15 protein-coding genes are annotated in these 17,506 nt (G+C 70.2%); 5 read left to right on the top strand and 10 right to left on the bottom strand.

The window, feature by feature from the left end; all coding sequences use genetic code 11:
* Window positions 1-225 precede the first annotated feature (225 nt).
* Complete coding sequence (locus VLF18_RS14050; protein ID WP_325280257.1) at window positions 226-801, top strand: glycine zipper 2TM domain-containing protein; 576 nt, start codon at window positions 226-228, stop codon at window positions 799-801.
* 116 nt (window positions 802-917) lie between these two features.
* Here the strand turns inward: VLF18_RS14050 and VLF18_RS14045 are convergent, their stop codons facing one another.
* Window positions 918-3,212 carry a hypothetical protein gene (locus tag VLF18_RS14045; protein WP_325280256.1) on the bottom strand — a complete coding sequence of 765 codons (2,295 nt, stop codon included), beginning with the start codon at window positions 3,210-3,212 and terminating at the stop codon, window positions 918-920.
* Between the two features lie 186 nt (window positions 3,213-3,398).
* On the opposite strand from VLF18_RS14045, the gene VLF18_RS14040 reads away from it, so the two are divergent.
* Window positions 3,399-4,160, top strand: coding sequence for a hypothetical protein (locus tag VLF18_RS14040; protein WP_325280255.1), 762 nt, complete (start codon window positions 3,399-3,401; stop codon window positions 4,158-4,160).
* Window positions 4,161-4,179: 19 nt separating this feature from the next.
* Here the strand turns inward: VLF18_RS14040 and VLF18_RS14035 are convergent, their stop codons facing one another.
* Complete coding sequence (locus VLF18_RS14035) at window positions 4,180-5,562, bottom strand: L-serine ammonia-lyase (RefSeq protein ID WP_325280254.1); 1,383 nt, start codon at window positions 5,560-5,562, stop codon at window positions 4,180-4,182.
* A 65-nt stretch (window positions 5,563-5,627) separates the two neighbouring features.
* Here VLF18_RS14035 and VLF18_RS14030 point away from each other — a divergent pair, with 65 nt between their 5' ends.
* Window positions 5,628-5,858, top strand: a complete 231-nt coding sequence (locus tag VLF18_RS14030; protein WP_325280258.1) for a glutaredoxin family protein — start codon at window positions 5,628-5,630, stop codon at window positions 5,856-5,858.
* 47 nt (window positions 5,859-5,905) lie between these two features.
* On the opposite strand, the gene prfH is transcribed toward VLF18_RS14030, so the two are convergent.
* The 6 genes from prfH to VLF18_RS14000 all read right to left on the bottom strand — a co-directional run bounded on the left by prfH (window position 5,906) and on the right by VLF18_RS14000 (window position 11,348).
* Entirely contained in the window at window positions 5,906-6,484 is a 579-nt protein-coding gene (gene prfH / locus VLF18_RS14025; protein ID WP_325280253.1) for a peptide chain release factor H, read from the bottom strand.
* 63 nt (window positions 6,485-6,547) lie between these two features.
* Window positions 6,548-7,903 carry a GTP-binding protein gene (locus tag VLF18_RS14020; RefSeq protein WP_325280252.1) on the bottom strand — a complete coding sequence of 452 codons (1,356 nt, stop codon included), beginning with the start codon at window positions 7,901-7,903 and terminating at the stop codon, window positions 6,548-6,550.
* 37 nt (window positions 7,904-7,940) lie between these two features.
* A complete protein-coding gene (locus tag VLF18_RS14015) occupies window positions 7,941-8,480 on the bottom strand; it encodes a YceI family protein (protein WP_325280251.1) in 540 nt (179 codons plus the stop codon).
* Window positions 8,477-9,139 (bottom strand): cytochrome b, encoded by a 663-nt coding sequence (locus VLF18_RS14010; RefSeq protein ID WP_325280250.1) that lies wholly within the window; start codon window positions 9,137-9,139, stop codon window positions 8,477-8,479. Before VLF18_RS14010 ends, VLF18_RS14015 begins: the two co-directional genes overlap by 4 nt.
* Window positions 9,123-9,770, bottom strand: coding sequence for a YceI family protein (locus VLF18_RS14005; protein ID WP_325280249.1), 648 nt, complete (start codon window positions 9,768-9,770; stop codon window positions 9,123-9,125). The genes VLF18_RS14010 and VLF18_RS14005 overlap by 17 nt, the downstream gene beginning before the upstream one ends.
* A 90-nt stretch (window positions 9,771-9,860) precedes the next feature.
* Window positions 9,861-11,348 (bottom strand): GTPase, encoded by a 1,488-nt coding sequence (locus VLF18_RS14000; RefSeq protein ID WP_325280248.1) that lies wholly within the window; start codon window positions 11,346-11,348, stop codon window positions 9,861-9,863.
* 212 nt (window positions 11,349-11,560) lie between these two features.
* On the opposite strand from VLF18_RS14000, the gene VLF18_RS13995 reads away from it, so the two are divergent.
* Together VLF18_RS13995 and VLF18_RS13990 are read left to right on the top strand one after the other, a co-directional pair.
* Window positions 11,561-15,085 carry a hybrid sensor histidine kinase/response regulator gene (locus VLF18_RS13995; protein WP_325280247.1) on the top strand — a complete coding sequence of 1,175 codons (3,525 nt, stop codon included), beginning with the start codon at window positions 11,561-11,563 and terminating at the stop codon, window positions 15,083-15,085.
* Between the two features lie 120 nt (window positions 15,086-15,205).
* Window positions 15,206-15,646 carry a nuclear transport factor 2 family protein gene (locus VLF18_RS13990; RefSeq protein ID WP_325280246.1) on the top strand — a complete coding sequence of 147 codons (441 nt, stop codon included), beginning with the start codon at window positions 15,206-15,208 and terminating at the stop codon, window positions 15,644-15,646.
* A gap of 236 nt (window positions 15,647-15,882) precedes the next feature.
* Here VLF18_RS13990 and hemE read toward each other — a convergent pair whose 3' ends face one another.
* Both hemE and VLF18_RS13980 read right to left on the bottom strand, forming a co-directional pair.
* A complete protein-coding gene (hemE, locus tag VLF18_RS13985; protein ID WP_325280245.1) occupies window positions 15,883-16,929 on the bottom strand; it encodes a uroporphyrinogen decarboxylase in 1,047 nt (348 codons plus the stop codon).
* Between the two features lie 182 nt (window positions 16,930-17,111).
* A partial coding sequence (locus tag VLF18_RS13980; protein WP_325280244.1) for a hypothetical protein occupies window positions 17,112-17,506 on the bottom strand: 395 nt, incomplete at its 5' end.

Below are 17,506 nucleotides of genomic sequence, written 5' to 3'. Positions count from 1 at the left end.
TCGACCGCTGCAGCCATGTCGGTGCGCTCCTCGGGCGGCCGGCAGCGGACACGGCGGCGCGGGCGCTGCGCTGGATACAGGCCGAAACAATCCATACGGGCACGTCACAAGTTCCCCCGGGAACTGAATGAACGCTGCGTAACTGTAGGAATTAACTAGGAATTCATCCGCTCGCCCCTAACTTGGGCCGCAACCGGGCAACGACTGCCCGGAGTAGGAGGCGATATGAAGAACACCGTATTCATCACCATGGCCCTGGCGGCTGGCGTGGCGCTTTCCACTCCGGCACTTGCCTATCAGCGGGATTACGGCCGCTACGAAGTGCGCTATGACTGGGCGACCGTGATCGATGTCGATCCGATCGTCGAACGGACGCGTCGTCCGGTCAGCCGCGAAGTCTGTTACGACCAGCCGGTCGACCGTTACGAGCCGGGCTACACCGCACGCCGCGACCACACCGGCGCGACCGTGCTCGGTGCCGTGATCGGCGGCGCGCTCGGCAACCAGGTCGGCAAGGGCGACGGCCGCAAGGCGGCGACCATTGCCGGCGCGGTGATCGGCGGCGCGGTCGGCAACAACACGTCCAAGCGCGGCGGCACGTACTACCAGACCAGCGGCGGCTACGTGCGCGACTATGAGACGCGCTGCCGCGAGGAAACCACGTACCGCGGCAATGACGACATCGTCGGCTACGAGGTGACCTACCGCTATCGTGGAGATACCTATCACACCACGATGGACCATCACCCGGGCAACCGCCTGCGCGTCCGGGTCGACCGCGGCGTCACGCCCGCGGAGTAATCGGGCAAGAGGCGCTCCTTGAAACACGCGCCGACTCCCTGACGTAAGAGCGCAGACACACCGGCACCGGGATGGTGCCGGATCGGGACGAACGGGCACCTACGGGTGCCCGTTTTTTATTGGGCGGGTACCAGCAGCCAGTGCGGAGCGGCCGACCAGCCGAGGAACTGCCGGCCGCCCTGGTCATCGAGCGGACGCCCGGCCGCGACGTTGCGCAGGCCAATCACCGCCGGTTCGAAGCGCCTGCGGAACGCGGCGGGCTGCGCATAGAAATGTGCCTGCATTTCCGCGAGGCTGACCGCACGCGCTTCGTCGTCGAGCAGCGACGCATAGAACACGAGCTGGCGCCATGCGCAGGCCGCCTTCTTGATCGTCACGAGCTGCGCATGATGGTCGCCGCATTTCATCTGCAGGCGTCCGCAGATCCAGGCGAAGCAGGTCGAGACCAGCAACGGCAACGGCGCGTCGAGCCGCCCGCGCAGCTCCGCACCGAAGAACAGCGTCGCGAGGTTGTGGGTCGTGACGATCTGCTGCTGCTCGATGATCATGCCGTTGACTGCCGGCGACCATCCGCCGGGTCTGACGCCAGCGCGCCGTGCGCACAGTGAGGCCAGCGCGTCGGTCTGCGATCGCCCGGGCGAGTAGTCGGTGCGCGAGGAAGCCGGCGCGAGGCGTGCGATCTCGTCGAGGTCGAGTCCGTAATAGCGTGCATACAGGCCGCCGCGCAGCGCGCCTGCCGCTTCGCGCGCGGCGCGGAAGAATTTCGGCGAAAAGCAGCCCATGAAGATGTCGGCCGCGAGTTCGTCGAGGAAGACGAGATCGAGCCCGCCGGCCTCGGCGAGCGCGCGGAATTCCTGCAGCAGCTTGTTGGGCGGAATCGCGAACGGGAACGAACCGATCGCGAGCGCCGCGGTCTCGTGCAGCACGGCGCGCGCCGCCGTTCTCGACGAGGCATCCGGATGCCGCTCCGGGGCGATCGCATCGATCCATGGCAGTTCGCCAAGCCGGACCTGATGCGCGAGATTGAGCAACAGCAGCGAGCGGCGCTTGCGGAACGCGCGGTAGGTCGCCGCATAGAGTTCGCGCAGGTCGCTGTCGGCAAACGCGGCCGCGCGCGCGGCTGCGGACATCTGCGGGATCATGCGCGCCATCGCGTCGCCCGAGGTGATCAGCCGATGGCCGACGAGTTCGCCGAGCGATCCGCTGCGGCAGCGGCGCAGGCGCCGCAGAACCGGCAGCGGAATCGCGCTGCCCGCGGCGATCGCGTGGAAGGCAGCCTCGTCGGCGGTGACGGCATGGGCGAGCGCGTCGGGGTCGGACAGCCCGCCGTCGCGACGATAGGGCAGCAGTCGCGCGGCGACGACTTTTCCGAACCGGTGGTACGGCGGCACACCGAACTCCTGTCGCTGTCGCTCGCGCCGTTGCCGGTGCTCAGCGCCGGCCGGGTGCCCGTAGCGCTGCACGAAGTCGCCGATCAATTGCCGGAGGCGCGCGACTTCGCGTCCGCTCATCGATGGCGCGTCGCGCACACAGCGATCGAGCAGCCCGCGCAATTCGGCGATGCGCCCGCGCTTTCCGGGGCGCGGGCCGTTGCGGTTTGCGAGATCGTAGGCTTTCGCGTGCGCCGCGGCGCGTTCGTGCCAGCCGTCGGGATAGCGCTGGCAGGGCCAGTCGTCGGCACAGGTTTCGAGCAGCAGTGCGATCGCCGTGTCGTACCACGGCAGCCATCGTTCGACCGCATAGCGCTGCGTGGCGACGGCGTGGGGTTCGTCGAGATTCGAAAGCACGTCGGCGACGTCGCCGACACTGGCGACGCGGAGCTGGATCACGTCGTAGCCGCCGGTCACGGCGGCAGCACCCGGTCCCGGAAAGAAGCGCAGTCGTGCGAGAAACGGCGCAATGGTCTGGACGAGCGCGCGGGCGCGGCCGGTGTGTCCGCGGTCCAGCAGCCAGGCCACGGTCAGCAGCGCGGCCTCTTCGGGAACCTCGATCGCGAAATCGCGCCGGACCAGCCGCTGCCGCAGTTCGGCGATGCCGGCGTCGGACAGGAAATAGCGGTTGAGGTCGAGCCGTTCGCGTCCGGCGCGCACGCCGGGAATCGATGCGGCGAGCTGCCGTTCGTATGCCGTCAGTTCTCCGCCGGCGAGCAGCCGGCCGGTGGCGAAACCGCCTGTGGCGACCTCGAGCGTGACCCAGGCCGGAAGGTCGCCGAACGGCGTGCGCGAGCCGTAGCGTGCGGTTCCGCGGAAGGCATGCCCGAGGACGCGCAGCCAGCGCCGGATACGCGCCGAAGCGCGAATCCGTACGTCGCGGTTGCCGTGAGTGCGCCGCGTCGTCAGCGCCTTCGCGAGCTGAAACACGGCGTAGTCCGTGCCGATGCCGAATCCGGCGTCGTCGTGTTCATGCTGCATCGCGCAGTCCTGCCCCCGGCTCGTCAGTCGCCGATCATGCGCGCACGAGCCCGGTCGCGTAAGCCTGTACGCCGCCGACGCGACGGCATGAATGGCATCGATACGCCGAACTCGGCGGCGCCGCGGCTAACCGATTTCTAATGTCCGTGCCCGCTAGACTGCGCGCCTCTTTCCTCGTCCTGTCGCATGAGCGCCGAAGCGCAGCCCGCCATCCGGCCTGAACGGCCACGCCCGCCGAGTGTCGATCCCGCGCAGATTGCCGCGCGGGTATTGCCGCTGCGGCGCGCGCTGCTGCACGAGCTGCGCTGGCGGCCGCCGGATGTCAACCGGCGCCGCGTGGCGATCGCGATCGTCGTCGTGCTGCTCGCTCATCTTTTGATCGTGCTGCTCGTGCGCGACGGCATGCGCATGAAGCCGTTCGCGGACGACCGCCGCGACGTGCTGCGCGTTTCGCTGATCGAACGGCCGCCGCCGCCGTTGCCCGAGGCGTCGACGGTGCGCGAACTGCCGCCGATGTCGGTCACGGCGCCGCCGACCGGAACGGCACGCAACGCGCCGGCGCCGACGCGCCGCGAGCAGGCCGTCCGCCCGGTCGAAGCGCCCGCGCCGTCGGCCGGCGAGTCCGAAGGCGTCGTCGCGACGCCGGCGGCACCCAGCCTCTACAACGCCGACGGCAGCCTGCGCGTCTCGCCCGTCGCACCGGTTACCGAGCCGCTGCATCCTTTGGAGCGCGACAAGCTCGCGGCCGAGGAGATGCTGCAGCGCGGCCACAACATCGTGCGCTGCAAGCGAACGCGCTTCGCGCGCGCCTACACGCCGGACGAAAGCCTCGGCGAACGCGCCGCGCGCAAGTACGGCGCCTATGTCGGGCTGTACAACCCGGCCGTCGCGCAGCAGGCCGCCAAGCGCGCGGCCGACGCGCGCGAGAACTGCGACTGGGAAGAATGAGTTCGCGCCCGTGCGGCGCTCAGCACTCGATGACGTTGACCGCGAGACCGCCGCGGCTCGTTTCCTTGTACTTGTCCTGCATGTCCTTGCCGGTGTCGCGCATGGTCTTGATGACCTTGTCGAGCGACACGCGGTGCTTGCCGTCGCCGCGCAGCGCCATGCGCGAGGCATTGATCGCCTTGACCGCGCCCATCGCGTTGCGCTCGATGCACGGAATCTGCACGAGGCCGCCGATCGGATCGCAGGTCAGGCCGAGGTTGTGTTCCATGCCGATCTCGGCCGCGTTCTCGACCTGATAGATCGTGCCGCCGAGCGCGGCGGTGAGTCCGCCCGCAGCCATCGAGCACGCCACGCCGACCTCGCCCTGGCAGCCGACCTCGGCGCCCGAGATCGACGCGTTTTCCTTGTAGAGGATGCCGATCGCGCCGGCGGTCAGCAGAAAATCGACGATGCGGTCTTCGTTCGCGGCGGGGCAGAAGCGGTCGAAATAGTGCAGCACGGCCGGAATGATGCCGGCGGCGCCGTTGGTCGGGGCCGTCACGACGCGTCCGCCGGCCGCGTTTTCCTCGTTGACGGCGAGCGCGTAGAGATTGACCCAGTCGAGGATGGTCAGCGGATCCTTGAGCGCGGCTTCGGGGCGCGCGAGCAATTCGGCCTGCATGTTGTGCGCGCGGCGCGAGACCTTGAGTCCGCCGGGCAGCACGCCGGCTTCGCGTGTGCCGCGCATGACGCATGCCTGCATCGCTTTCCAGATCGTGAGCAGCCCGCCACGGATCTCGGTCTCGCTGCGCCAGGCCAGTTCGTTCGCGAGCATGACCTCGGCGATGCTTTTGCCGGCCTCGCTGCAGCGCGCGAGCAGTTCGTCGCCGCTGTGGAACGGATACGGCAGCGGCGTCGTGTCGGGCACGATGCGGTCTTCGGCGGCTTCGTCGTGATTGACGACGAACCCGCCGCCGACCGAGTAGTAGTCGCGCGTCGCGAGCACTTCGTCGTTCGCGCCGTAGGCCGTGAAGCGCATGCCGTTGGAGTGATACGGCAGCTTCTGGCGCTTGTTGAAAATCAGGTCGCGCTTTTCGTCGAAGTCGACTTCGTGTCGGCCGAGCAGGCGGATGCGCCTGTCGTTGCGGATGCGCGCGAGCGTGCCTTCGATGATGTCCGGATCGATGCGGTCCGGCCATTCGCCCTCGAAACCGCAGAGCACGGCCTTGTCGGTGCCGTGGCCGCGGCCGGTGTGCGCGAGCGAGCCGAACAGTTCGCCGCGAATCCGCACGACCCGGTCGAGCAGGCCGCGTTCCTCGATCCAGTGGCTGACGAAGCGCGCCGCCGCGCGCATCGGCCCGACCGTGTGCGAGGAAGACGGCCCGATGCCGATCTTGAAGATGTCGAACACGCTGACGGCCATGAAACGGATTCCGGCGGGCTGGGTTGTTTATTCTATCCGGCCCCGGCGGCCCGGACCTCATGACGATGCGACTTGTGCTTTTCCAACGCGACGACTGTCATTTGTGCGATCTCGCGCTGGACGTGCTGGCCGAGGCCCGCGTGCCGGATTTCTCCAGCGTCTTCGTCGATTTCGACAACACGCTCGAAGCGCTCTACGGCGAGCGCGTGCCCGTGCTGCGCGACGACGACGGCCAGCGCGAACTGGACTGGCCGTTCGACGCGGCGACGGTGTCGGCCTGGCTCGCGCAGGCATGAGTTCCGGTCATGGGCGGGCGGTCCGGCGTCGATTCCGCGTGCGGCGATCAATCGGCGTCCGGAATGAACGCGGCGCCGCGGAACGTCCGCTGCGCATTGCCGCGATCGATGGTCCGATGCGCCTGATGCCGGTCGGTGCGCTGTCCGGCAGCGACGGCCCCGGCCTGTTCGGCCAGCCGCTGCCGGATCAATGCGAGCGCGAGCCGCTTGTTCGCGAGCTGGCTGCGCTCGCTCTGCACCTTCACGCTGATGCCGCTCGCAAGATGGGTGGCGCGCACGGCGCTCGCGGCGTTGTTGACGTGCTGGCCGCCGGGGCCTGACGCGCGCACGGCTTCGAAGCGCACGGCGCCGTCGTCGCTGGTTGCCGGCAGCTCGAACGCGCGTCCGCCGAAGAACCCGTTCCTGCGCCGGTGCGTCGGCCGATAGGGGCTCGCGCAGATCCGCGGCAGCGTTCCGCTCCAGCGCCGCGCGAGTGCCGCGGCAGCGTCGCCGTCGAGCGCCAGCACGAGCGAGCGCCAGCCATCGGACTCCGCCCGGGCTCGGCTTCGAGCGTTTGCGGTCCCACATCGGGTGCGAGTGCCTCGCGCTGCAGCAGCGCGAGCGCCTTGGCCACGGCCAGCGCGCACTCGGCCGGTGCCTGCGCGGCGGACAATTGCAGAAGTAGCATCGTACCTTCCTTGGAAGAGCCTTCAGCGCGCGGCGCCGCCGCGCAGCCGCGCGAGGATTTCCTCGCGCGCCTCGCGCAGGATCGAATCGCGGTCGAGCTGCGCGACGATGTCCTGCACGACGCGCTTCGGACCCGAATCGCCCCAGGACTTGCCGGCGACGAGATAGCGTTCGGCCGCGCGGCCGACGACCTGCGTCGCGTACCAGGCCAGCGCGCCCTGCGCGCCGGCAGTCAGCAGCGTCGACACGCCGGCGCTCGCGACCTTCAGTGCGGAAGCGACGAGGTGCACGCCCCAGATCGCGCCCATGAGCGCGGCGAGCTGGGCGCAGATCGTCAGGATCAGCTGGCCCGCCTCGCGCCGCGTCAGCGGCAGGCCGTATACCTTTCCCAGATGCATCACGAGCGCCGCGTCGAGCGCGGCCGCAGCGAGCAGGTCGGCGACCGGCACGGGATTCAGCGCGACGGCGACGCCTTTGGCGAGGCAGTAGTAGCGGATCACCGTGTCGGCGACGCCGCGGCGGACCTCGGCGATGCGCTGCGCGACCTGGTCGGACAGCCGACCCGCGAACAGGCCGGCGTTCAGCGCCGACAGCGTCTTGCCTTCGCGCGCGCAGATCGCGAGCAGGCGTTCGCGCAGGTCGTCGACCTCGGGCGGGCGGGCTTCGCGCCGCTCGCGTTCGCGGCCCTGCGCGTCGACCTCGACCACGCGCTGCGGCGCCGGACTCGCCGCGCAGGCGAGCACGTTGGCCGGCGGCACGATGCCCGCGGTGTGTTCGCGCAGGCGGACGAGCAGGCGTTCGCGCTCGGAATCGTCGTAGCGATCGGCCTTGTTGAGCACGAGCAGCAGCGGCCGCTCGGTTGCCGCGAGCGTCGCGAGCGCATCGCGCTCGACCTGGGTCATGTCGCCGTCGACGACGAACAGCACGAGGTCGCTGATCTCGGCGACCTCGAACGCGAGCCGCTCGCGCGCCTCGCCGTCGAGTTCGTTGATGCCCGGCGTGTCGATCAGATGCAGGCCCGAGCCGCCGGCTTCGGTCCAGCGCTGCTGTTCCGCGCGCGTCGTCGTGCCGTGGAGCACGCCGGTCCCGAACGCGTCCAGCCCGAGCAGCGCGTTGCCGAGCGCGGACTTGCCGACCGAAACGCGCCCGAACACGGCGACATGCAGTTCGCTGCGCGCGAGCTTGTCGAGCAGCGACTGGATGCGCGCGAACTCGTTGCCGAGTTCGCGCCGCACCGATTCGGGCACGGTCGGGTCGTCGAGCAGTTGGCGCAGCGCGTCGCTGGCCTGGTCGGCGGGCGAGGTCGACGCCGCTGGCGGCGCGTCGCTGCGCCACCAGCGGGCGACGGAATCGAACCAGCCGCCGAAGGGGTTGTTCATCGCCGCTGCGAGCGGCGGCGCGCGTGCGCCGCGGCGGTCACTTCAGGACGAGGTGCGAGGTCACCGCGACGTCCGCGGCGATCAGGCTCGTGTCGGCCCAGTCGCCCGTGCCGACGTCGAAGTCCAGGCGCTTGAGCGTGGTCTGCACGTCGAGCGTCGCCGCGTCGCCGGCCGGCTTGAAGTCGAGCGTGAGCTGCACGGGCTTGGACTTGTCGCGGATCGTCAGCGTGCCGTCGGCGACGAGCGCGCCGCCCGACTCCTTGACCGCCGTGCTGACGAAACGCGCCTTCGGAAACTTCGCGTAGTCGAAGAACGCCGCGCCCTTGAGCTCGCCGTCGTAGTCGGAATTGCCGGTCGTCGCGCTGGTCACGTCGATCTCGACGTCGAGCTTCGCGTTCGCGAGGTCGGCCTTGTCGAGCGCGATCTTCGCGGTGAAGCGCGCGAACTTGCCGCTGAACTTCTCGCCCTGGTAGGTGCCGGCAAAGCCGAGCGTGCTGGACGGATCGACGGTCCAGTCCTTGGCCTCCACACCGCCGGCAGCGGCGGCGAGCAGGGCGATCATTGCGAAGCGCTTCATGGGTTCGGATTCTCCTGGGACGTGACGGTGGCCGGCGGCGGTACGACCGGCGCCGCGGGCGGCACCGGCGCCGCCGTGGCGGGTTCGTCCGAGATGGGGGGCGTGCCGCGCCGGCGCAACAGCCCCAGCATGCGAACGAGTGTGTCGTCGCGATCGACGAAGTGATGCTTCAGCGCGCCGCCGACATGGGCCGCGAGCAGCAGGGCGAGCAGATAGAAGCCGTATTCGTGCACGGCGTGCGCGACGCCCTTGAGGGACGCATCGGCGCCCCCGGTCAGGCTCGGCAGGTTGAAAAGGCCGAACCACTGCAGCGGATAGCCCGAGGCCGAGTTGTACATCCAGCCCGACAGCGGCAGCACGAGCATGAGCACGTAGAGGAACAGATGCGTCGCACGCGCGGCCAGCGCCTGCCAGTGCGGCATCGGCACTTCGTCGGGCCGGCGGTCGGCCATGCGCCAGGCAACGCGCAGCACGAGCAGTGCGAGCACGGTCAGGCCTATCGACTTGTGCAGCGCGTATATCTTTATCTTCTGCGGCGAATTCGGCAGGTCGGCCATGTACAACCCGACGGCGCCCAGACAGATGATGAGCACGGCCATGAGCCAGTGCAGCGTGCGGGCGCCGGCGCCCCAGCGGTTTGCGTCACTCTTCCAGGCCATCGCTGTCGTCCTTCGTCGCGGATGTCGTTGCGGGCGGATCGGCAGCGTCGCGGTCGCGCACGAACGCGGCTTCGATGCGCAGTTCCACCGCGTCGCCGACCGCGCTCATTACTTTGTCGATGCCGTAGTCGCTGCGCCTGAGCGTCGCGGTCGCGGAAAACCCGGCCGTGCGCTTGAACGTGTACGGGTCGCTCGCGAGCTTGTTGAGCCGGAACTGCAGGTCGAGCGGATGCGTGCGGCCGTGCAGTTCGAGTTCGCCGCGGATCGTGCCGCGGCCGTCCTCGCCGCGCTCGACGCTGCGGCTGCGATAGCGCGCCTGCGGCCAGCGCTTCGCATCGAGAAAACGCCAGGACTTCACGGCCTCTTCCCATTTGGCGTCGCCGAGCAGCAGCGAGGCGACATCGACGCTGACGTCGAGCTGCGCGCTGCTCCAGTCGTCCGCGTCGAACTGCAGCCGGCCGTCGGAAATCTTGAACAGGCCGAGGCTGCGGTTGAAGCCCTGGTGATCGATGCTGAACATCACCTGCGTGTGCACGGGATCGGCGCGCCAGGCCCGCGGCTGCGCGAACGCCGGCGCGGCGGCGAGCGGAGGCAGGCAGAGGCACAGCAGCGGAAGCGGGCGCAGTCGCATGGCGGCTAGCTTCGCAGATTGTCACGGCGGGCAGAAGCGCGCGCGGCGGAAATGCAGTTGCGCCCGCGGCGCAACAATCCGGCGGATCTTTCAGCGCGCGTCGCGGTCGCCGGCCAGCCCGTCCAGCGCGAGTTTCGCGACGTGCGCGACGCGGCTGCGCGCCTGTTCCGACAGCAGTCGCTGCAAGGTCTGCTGCGCCTGCTCCTGATCGAAGCGATGCTGTTCGAGCAGCGTGCGGCCGACCGCATGCCCGAGGCTGTCGAAGATCAGGCCATAGGCGACCGCGTGCACGACGCCGCCGCTGAGCGTGCCGAGTCCCGGAAACGCCTTGAGCGCGTTGCCGGCGATCGCGAGCACGATCGAACTCGTCGTGCGCAGATTCAGCGCCGCGTCGCGCAGGAACGCGTCGAGATCGATCTGCTTGACCGGAATCTCATGCAGCGCGGCGAGTTCGCGCACGAGCGACGTCGCGAGCGCGCCCTGGATCAGCAGATCGGTGCCCGGCGCGACGGCCGCGAGCGCGCCGATGATCGCGCGCCGCGTATGCCGGTCGACGATGGCCTGCGATTCGCGTTCCCGCATCGCGCGTTCGGCCGTGCCGAGCTGCTCGCCGAGCCTGCCGATCACGGCGCCGGCGCGTGCCTGCTCGAGCGCGCCGGTATCGGCGTCGAGGCAGTCCCGCAGCGCCTCGCGCAGCGGATCGAGCTGCGGCGGCGCGTCGCGCACGACGCGTTCCTCGCGGCCGTCGGCGAGGCGGCGCACGAACGACTCGCGGCCGCCGGCCTGCACCGCGACGACGCGATCGACGATACCGGCATAGCGTTCGCGCAGCGTCGCGAGCAACTGCGTGCGCTGCGTGTCGTCGTACTGGTCGATCTTGTTCAGCGCGAGCAGCAGCGGCTTGCCGTAGCCGCGCAGCCAGCGCAGTTCCTGGTCCTGCGCGCGCGTGACGTCGCCGCCAGCGACATAGACGACGGCATGCGCGCGCAGCGCTTCGTCGCGCGCCAGCGCCTCGCGTTCGCGCGCCTGGACTTCCTGCATGCCGGGCACGTCGGCGAGCACGATGTCGAGAGCGTCGACGCGGCCGCGGTGATGGCTCACGAGCGTCGTCGTGCCGCCGAGCACGTCGACGTCGACCTGGGCCTCGGGCGCGAGCGCGCGGACGAGACTCGACTTGCCTGCGCTGATTTCGCCGAACACCGCGACGTAGCGCTCGCCGGCCGCGGCGCGGCGGTCGAGCTCCTGCAGTTCGGCTTCGAAGCGCGTGGTTTCCGCCTGTCGCGACTGCAGCTGGCGGATCCTCTGTTCGACCGTGTCGCGGCTCGGTGCTGCGACCGGACGTGCGGCGCGCGGACGCGGATGCAGCAGCCGCCAGACCGCCCAGGTGCTGAGTCCCGCGAACGCGGCGAGTGCGCCGATCAGCGCATAGCGCAGCAGCGCCGGCAGCCCGGCCAGTTCGCGCCAGAGTTCGAGCGCGCTGCGCGTCGCGCCGAGCAGCAGCCAGAGCAGGGCGATCGCGGCGAGCGCGAGGGCCAGGGCGAGCAGGGCGCGCAGCTGGCGCGTGTCCGGGGCGTTCATGCGCCGATAGTACGCAAGTCGCCGACGCCGCAGGTATCGCCGTACGACGCCGGCGCATCGATGACGCTTTGTGCATTTTGGGCCGCGCGCACGTGCTTCTGGCATCATCGGCGCGCGCCGGCCGGGGCGGCGCGGCCGAGCGCCCGCGCGCGGCAACCGTATCGCGATTCGCCGCGTGCGTCGCACGATGCCGCGGTCCGCTGGAGGTGAGCATGCTGCTGCGCTGGTCGCTGGCCGGGCTGTTGATGCTGTGCGCGGTCGCCGCGCGCGCCGCGCCGATGGCGGCAACCCCGATGTTCCGGCACTTCGGCGTCGCCGACGGCCTGCCGTCGTCGATCGTCTACAAGCTCGCCGAAGATCGCGACGGCTTCGTCTGGATCGGCACGCACGACGGTCTTGCGCGCTACGACGGCGTCAGCTTCCGTGTCTGGCGCACGATTCCCGGTGACGCCGCGTCGATCGCCGGCAACGAGGTCTCGGCGTTGTTCGTCGATCGCGGCAACCGCGTCTGGGCCGGCGGCGAAGGCAGCGGGCTCAACGTGCTCGACGAAACGCGCACGCGTTTTCGCCGCTATCGCCACGACCCGGCCGATCCGGCGAGCCTCGCCGCCGATGACGTCTGGGCCGTGAGTCAGGACGCCGGCGGAGCGATCTGGGTCGGCACCTATTCGGGAGGACTCGACCGGCTGCGCGACGACGGCTCCGGCTTCGATCATCACCGCGCCGCCGACGGCACCGGGCTGCCGTCGGACATCGTGCTGAGCCTGTTCGGCGCGCAGGACGGCAGCCTCTGGATCGGCATGGACAAGGGGCTCGCGCGGCGTACGCGCGACGGCAAGGTCGAAACCGTCCGGCTGCGCGAGGGCGATCCGCCGCAGGTGCTCGCGCTCTGCACCGACGGCGATGCCGTGCTCGCCGCGACGTCGGCGGGCCTGTTCCGCATCGATGCCGCGCGCACGGTCGAGCGGCTCGACCCGAATGCGGCGCAGCGCATGCTGTATGCGAGCGTGCGCGACGCGCAGGGCGACCTCTGGCTCGCGACGCGGCTCGGCGCCGTGCGTCACGACGCGCAGCATTTCGAAACCGTCTACCGCGCCCAGCCGCGCGTGCCCGGCGGACTGCCGGGCGAGGCGATCTTCGATCTGCTCGCCGATCGGGAAGGCGGCGTCTGGTTTGCCGCGATCGACGGCGGCGTGGCCTATCTGCCGCCGACCTGGCGCCTGTTTTCACAATGGCGCGAACAGCCCGGCGACGTGCACAGCCTGTCGCCCGGACGCGTGCAGGGCATCGCGCACGGCCGCGACGGCGTCGCGTGGTCGGTGACGATGGCCGGCGCGGTCGATCGCATCGACCTGCGCAGCGGCGCCGTCGCGCGCTGGGGCGAACGCGTCGGCGGTATCGAACAGCGCCGGCGCGCGGTCATGCAGGACGCGCGCGGGCGGCTGTGGCTCGGTCAGCATCGCGGCTTGCGCATCGTCGATGCGGAGGCCGGTGGCGCGCGCGATCTCGCCGCCGATGCGGCGCGCGCGGACATGCTGCCCGCGGGGCCCATCGACCTGATGCTCGAGGACGGCGCCGCGGTCTGGATCAGCGCGCGCGGTGCGGGTCTCGCGCGCATCGACGCGGACACGCTGGCGGTGACGCGTCTCCTGCCCGACGCGAGCGGCCTGCGCGACGCCGACGTCGAACAGATGCGGCTCGCGCCCGATGGCGCGCTCTGGGTCGCGCACGTGCGCGGCATCGACCGGCGCGCGAAGGACGGCGAGCGTTTCGCCGCCGTCGACGGACTGCCCGACGCGCGCGTGCACGCCTTCGCGTTCGCGCGCGACGGCAGTGTCTGGCTGCATCGCTTCGGCGCGATCGAACACTACGTGCGGCGCGGCGAAGCCTTCGTGCGCGAGCGCGTGATCGACGCGGCCGCCGGCTGGCCTGCGCTCGACGCGGGCGCGATGGAACTCGACGCCGCGCAGCGGCTCTGGATCAGCACGCCGCGCGGCCTGTATCGCGTGGACACGCGCAGCGGCGCGGTGCGACGCTACGGCACGGCCGCGAGCCTCATCGATTCGGAGTTCATCGACCGCAGTCTCGTGCTGCGCGAGGACGGTGTCGCGCTCGCCGCAACCACCGACGGCCTCATCGCGTTCGATACGGCCGCCGCCGAGCCGCGGCTGCCGCCGGCGCCGCTGCTGCTGACCGGCGTGCAGGTGCGCCGCGGCACCGGCGCCCACGCATTCGATCCGGCGCAGCCGGCGCTGCTGGCCTGGAACGATCGCGATCTGCGCATCGAGGCGCGCGCGCTGTCGTATCTCGCCGACAACCGCTACGACTTTCTGCTGCAGGGCTTCGACAGCGACTGGAGCGCCGGCAGCGGCGGGGGACAGCGCGAACTCGCGCAGCTGCGTCCGGGTGACTATCGGCTGCACGTGCGTGCGCACACCGGTCTCGGCGACGTCGTTGAACTCGCCGCACCGCTGCAGCTCAGCGTGCAGGCGCCGCCGTGGGCGCGGCCCTGGGCCTACGCGCTGTATCTCGTGCTGCTCGGTGTTCTGTTTGCGATCGCGGCGCTGCTCTGGCGCCGGCGGATCGTACGTCAGCACGCGCTCGCGCTCGCGTCGCAGCGCCGCGAGCTGGCCGAGCAGGCCAGCCTCGCGAAATCCGAATTTCTCGCTCACATGGGCCATGAGATACGCACGCCGATGACGGGCCTGCTCGGCATGGCCGAACTGCTCGAACTCACGCCGCTGAATCCGCGCCAGCACAGCTACGTCAGCGGCATCCGCACGTCAGGCGAGCACATGCTGCGGCTGGTCAACGACGCGCTCGATCTCGCGCGCGTCGAAGCCGGCCGGCTGCAGCTCGTCGCCGCGTCGTTCGATCCGCAAGGCGTGCTGCGCGATGTTGCCGACGTCGGCCATGCCTTGGCCGCGCGCAAGGGCATCGGCTTCGTCGTACGGCTGCCGGTGCAGGCGCCGGTACCGGTCAGCGGCGACGCGCAGCGGCTGCGCCAGATCCTGTTGAACCTCGTCAACAATGCGATCAAGTTCACCGACGCCGGCGGCGTCACGCTCGAACTCGCGCGTGCCGACGCGGGCGACCAGTGCTTCCGCGTCAGCGACACCGGTCCGGGTATCGACGCGGCGATGCAGGCGCGCCTGTTCCAGCGCTACAGCCAGGACGAGACCGGGCGTCGTGCCGGCGGCAGCGGGCTCGGACTCGCGATCTCGCAGGAACTCGCCCAGCTCATGGGCGGCCGCATCGCTGTCGAAAGCGCGCCGGGCCGCGGCAGCGTGTTCACGCTGCAGCTGCATTTGCCGGCGGCCGAGGCGCCGATTCAGGCGACGCGCGACACGGCGCCGGCCACGGCGCAGGACATCGTGCTCGTCGAGGACGAAGCCAACGTCGCGCGCGTCGTCGGCGAACTGCTCGAATCGCTCGGGCACAGCGTCCGCCACGTGCCGCAGGCGCTCGCGGCGCTGGCCGAGGTCGCGGCGCGGCGACCGCGCTCGGTGCTGCTCGATCTCGATCTGCCCGACGTCAGCGGCCTGCAGCTCGCGCGGCTGCTGCGCGCGCAGGAGAGCGGCGCGGCCGAGCCGCTCAGACTCGTCGCTCTGACCGCGCGCAGCGACGCCGACGCCGAGCGCGACGCGTTCGCCGCGGGCGTCGACGCATTCCTGCGCAAGCCGGTGACGCGCGCCGTGCTCGCCGCGCAGTTCGGCGATGCGAGTCCCGCGCGATGAGGTTCCGATCGGCCCGGCGTGTGATCGTGTCGGCCCGGCGCGCGGCGATGAACGCCGCGCGCGATCCGGGCATCCTCACGCATCGCTGCCGCCCTTCCTTCGTTCAGGACATTCCGACTCATGAAGCGACTCCTTCCACTCGTCCTCGCGTTCTGTGCACTGCCGGTGTTCGCGGGAGACGTCGAACTCGGCGAATCCGACCAGGCCGCGGTGCATGCCGCGGCGCTCGACTATGCGCAGGGCTGGTACGCAGGCGATCGCGAACGCATGGCGCGCTCGCTGCATGACGACCTCGCCAAGCGCGCTTACCTGCGCGACAAGAGCGGCAAGCGCCAGCTCGACCAGATGGACAAGACGCGGCTCCTCGCCGGCAACACGCCGGCCAATGCGCAGCGCTATGCGAAGGCGGCCAAGCGCGCCGACGTCGAAATCCTCGACGGCGTCGGCAACGCCGCGACGGTGAAACTGCGCATGGACGACTGGGTCGACTACCTGCACGTCGTGCGCGGCAGCGACGGCGAGTGGCGCATCATCAACGTGCTGTGGGAGCCGTTGCCGTGAGCACAACGCAGGGCGCAACAAGCGCAGCGCATCGCGCCATCTTTCCGGCCTGGAGGCGACTTTCTGGCGCCTCGCGGCATCTTTTTGCATTCCGCGCCAATCATGGAGGCAGTGTGCCGGCCTCTTCACCGGCGGCATTTTTCAACGCGTCGGCATCTCGTATTGCGCCGACAACCGGAGCGGTGGGGCTGGGACGGAACCGGCGCAACGCCCTTCAGTTATTGCGCCCTGCGAACTTATTTTTTTGACAACGCGTGCACGGCGTCGACGAGCGCACCGACGTGCTCGGGCTTCACGTCGGGCGTGATGCCGTGGCCGAGGTTGAACACGTGGCCCGGGCCGGGGCCGTGACTGGCGAGCACGCGGCCGACTTCGCGCCGGATCGCTTCGGGCGAGGCCTGCAGCGCCGCAGGATCGAGATTCCCCTGCAGCGCGATGTGGTTGCCGACGAGCGCCCGGGCGCTCGACAGGTCGATGGTCCAGTCGACGCCGAGTGCGTCGCAGCCGGTGGCGGCGAGACCCGGCAGATGGCCGTTTGCGCCCTTGGAGAACAGGATCAGCGGAACGTCCTTCGTCGCGGCGTCCGACTTCAGCGCCGCGGCGATCTGCGCGAGATAGCGCAGCGAGAATTCCTGGAACTGCGCCGGCGCGAGCATGCCGCCCCAGGTGTCGAACACCATCAGCGCCTGCGCGCCGGCGGCCGCCTGGGCCGCGAGATAGCTCGCGACCGAACGCGCGACCGTGTCGAGCAGGCGATGCATCAGGGCGGGTTCGTTCCAGAGCATGGCCTTGGGCAGCGCGAAGTTCGACGAGCCTTCGCCCTGCACCATGTAGCAGGCCAGCGTCCACGGACTGCCGGCGAAACCGATCAGCGGCAGGCGGCCGTCGAGTTCGCGCCGGATCGTGCGCACCGCATCCATGACGTAGCGCAATTCCTGCTCGGGATCGGGAACGCCGATGCGTTCGACGTCGGCGGCCGTGCGTACGGGCGAGCGGAACTTCGGCCCTTCGCCTTCGGCGAAATGCAGGCCGAGACCCATCGCATCGGGAATCGTCAGGATGTCGGAAAAGAGGATCGCGGCATCGAGCGCGAAGCGGCGCAGCGGCTGCAGCGTGACTTCGCAGGCGAGTTCGGGATTCGTGCACAGCGCCATGAAGCTGCCGGCCTGGGCGCGCGTCGCGCGGTATTCCGGCAGATAGCGCCCGGCCTGGCGCATCAGCCATACCGGCGTGCAGTCCACGGGTTCGCAGCGCAGCGCGCGCAGGAAGCGATCGTTGTTCATGGTTCGATCCAAAACAGAAAAGAGAGTGAAGCCACGGCGCGCGATGGTTGCGAAAGAACTCCGCGCTTGCGATTCAGGCCCTCCCCTTCACGGGGAGGGTGGGGCGATGGATGTCGATTCAGCGGACTGTCATCGTGGTCTGTGCTGCGGTCGAGCGCGGCGTTGCGCGCCGCAGCCCTGCCTCAGCGGCCGAGTTCCTGCTTGAGCGGACCGACACGACGCGGCCAGCCGATACGCGCCGCGCCGCTTGCGAGCGCTTCGTTACGCGCGGCGCGGGCGGCGTCGACCGAGTCGAAATCGCCGCGCACCGCGAGAAACCACGGTTCCCCGTCGCGCGTGAGCGGCAGCAGGTAGATCTCCCCCGTCATCTGGTGTGCCGCTTCCTGCTCGACTGCGATGCGGCTGCTGCCGCTCGCGAGTTCGATCACGTAGCGGCTGTCGCCGAGACGGCGGAATTCAGCGGCGCCGAGCAGCGTCGTTCCGGCCGGTATCGGCGGCGGGGGCGGGTCTGCGGCCGGATTGACGGCGCGCGGCGCGGGAAGTTCGGCGACGGGTTCGGGCACCGGCGGTTCGGGCG

It is taken from the genome of Tahibacter sp. (assembly GCF_035481375.1).
Taxonomy (GTDB): domain Bacteria; phylum Pseudomonadota; class Gammaproteobacteria; order Xanthomonadales; family Rhodanobacteraceae; genus Tahibacter.
The sequence above is the reverse complement of the archived record's forward strand: the minus strand, read 5'-3'. Positions and strand labels throughout refer to the sequence as shown.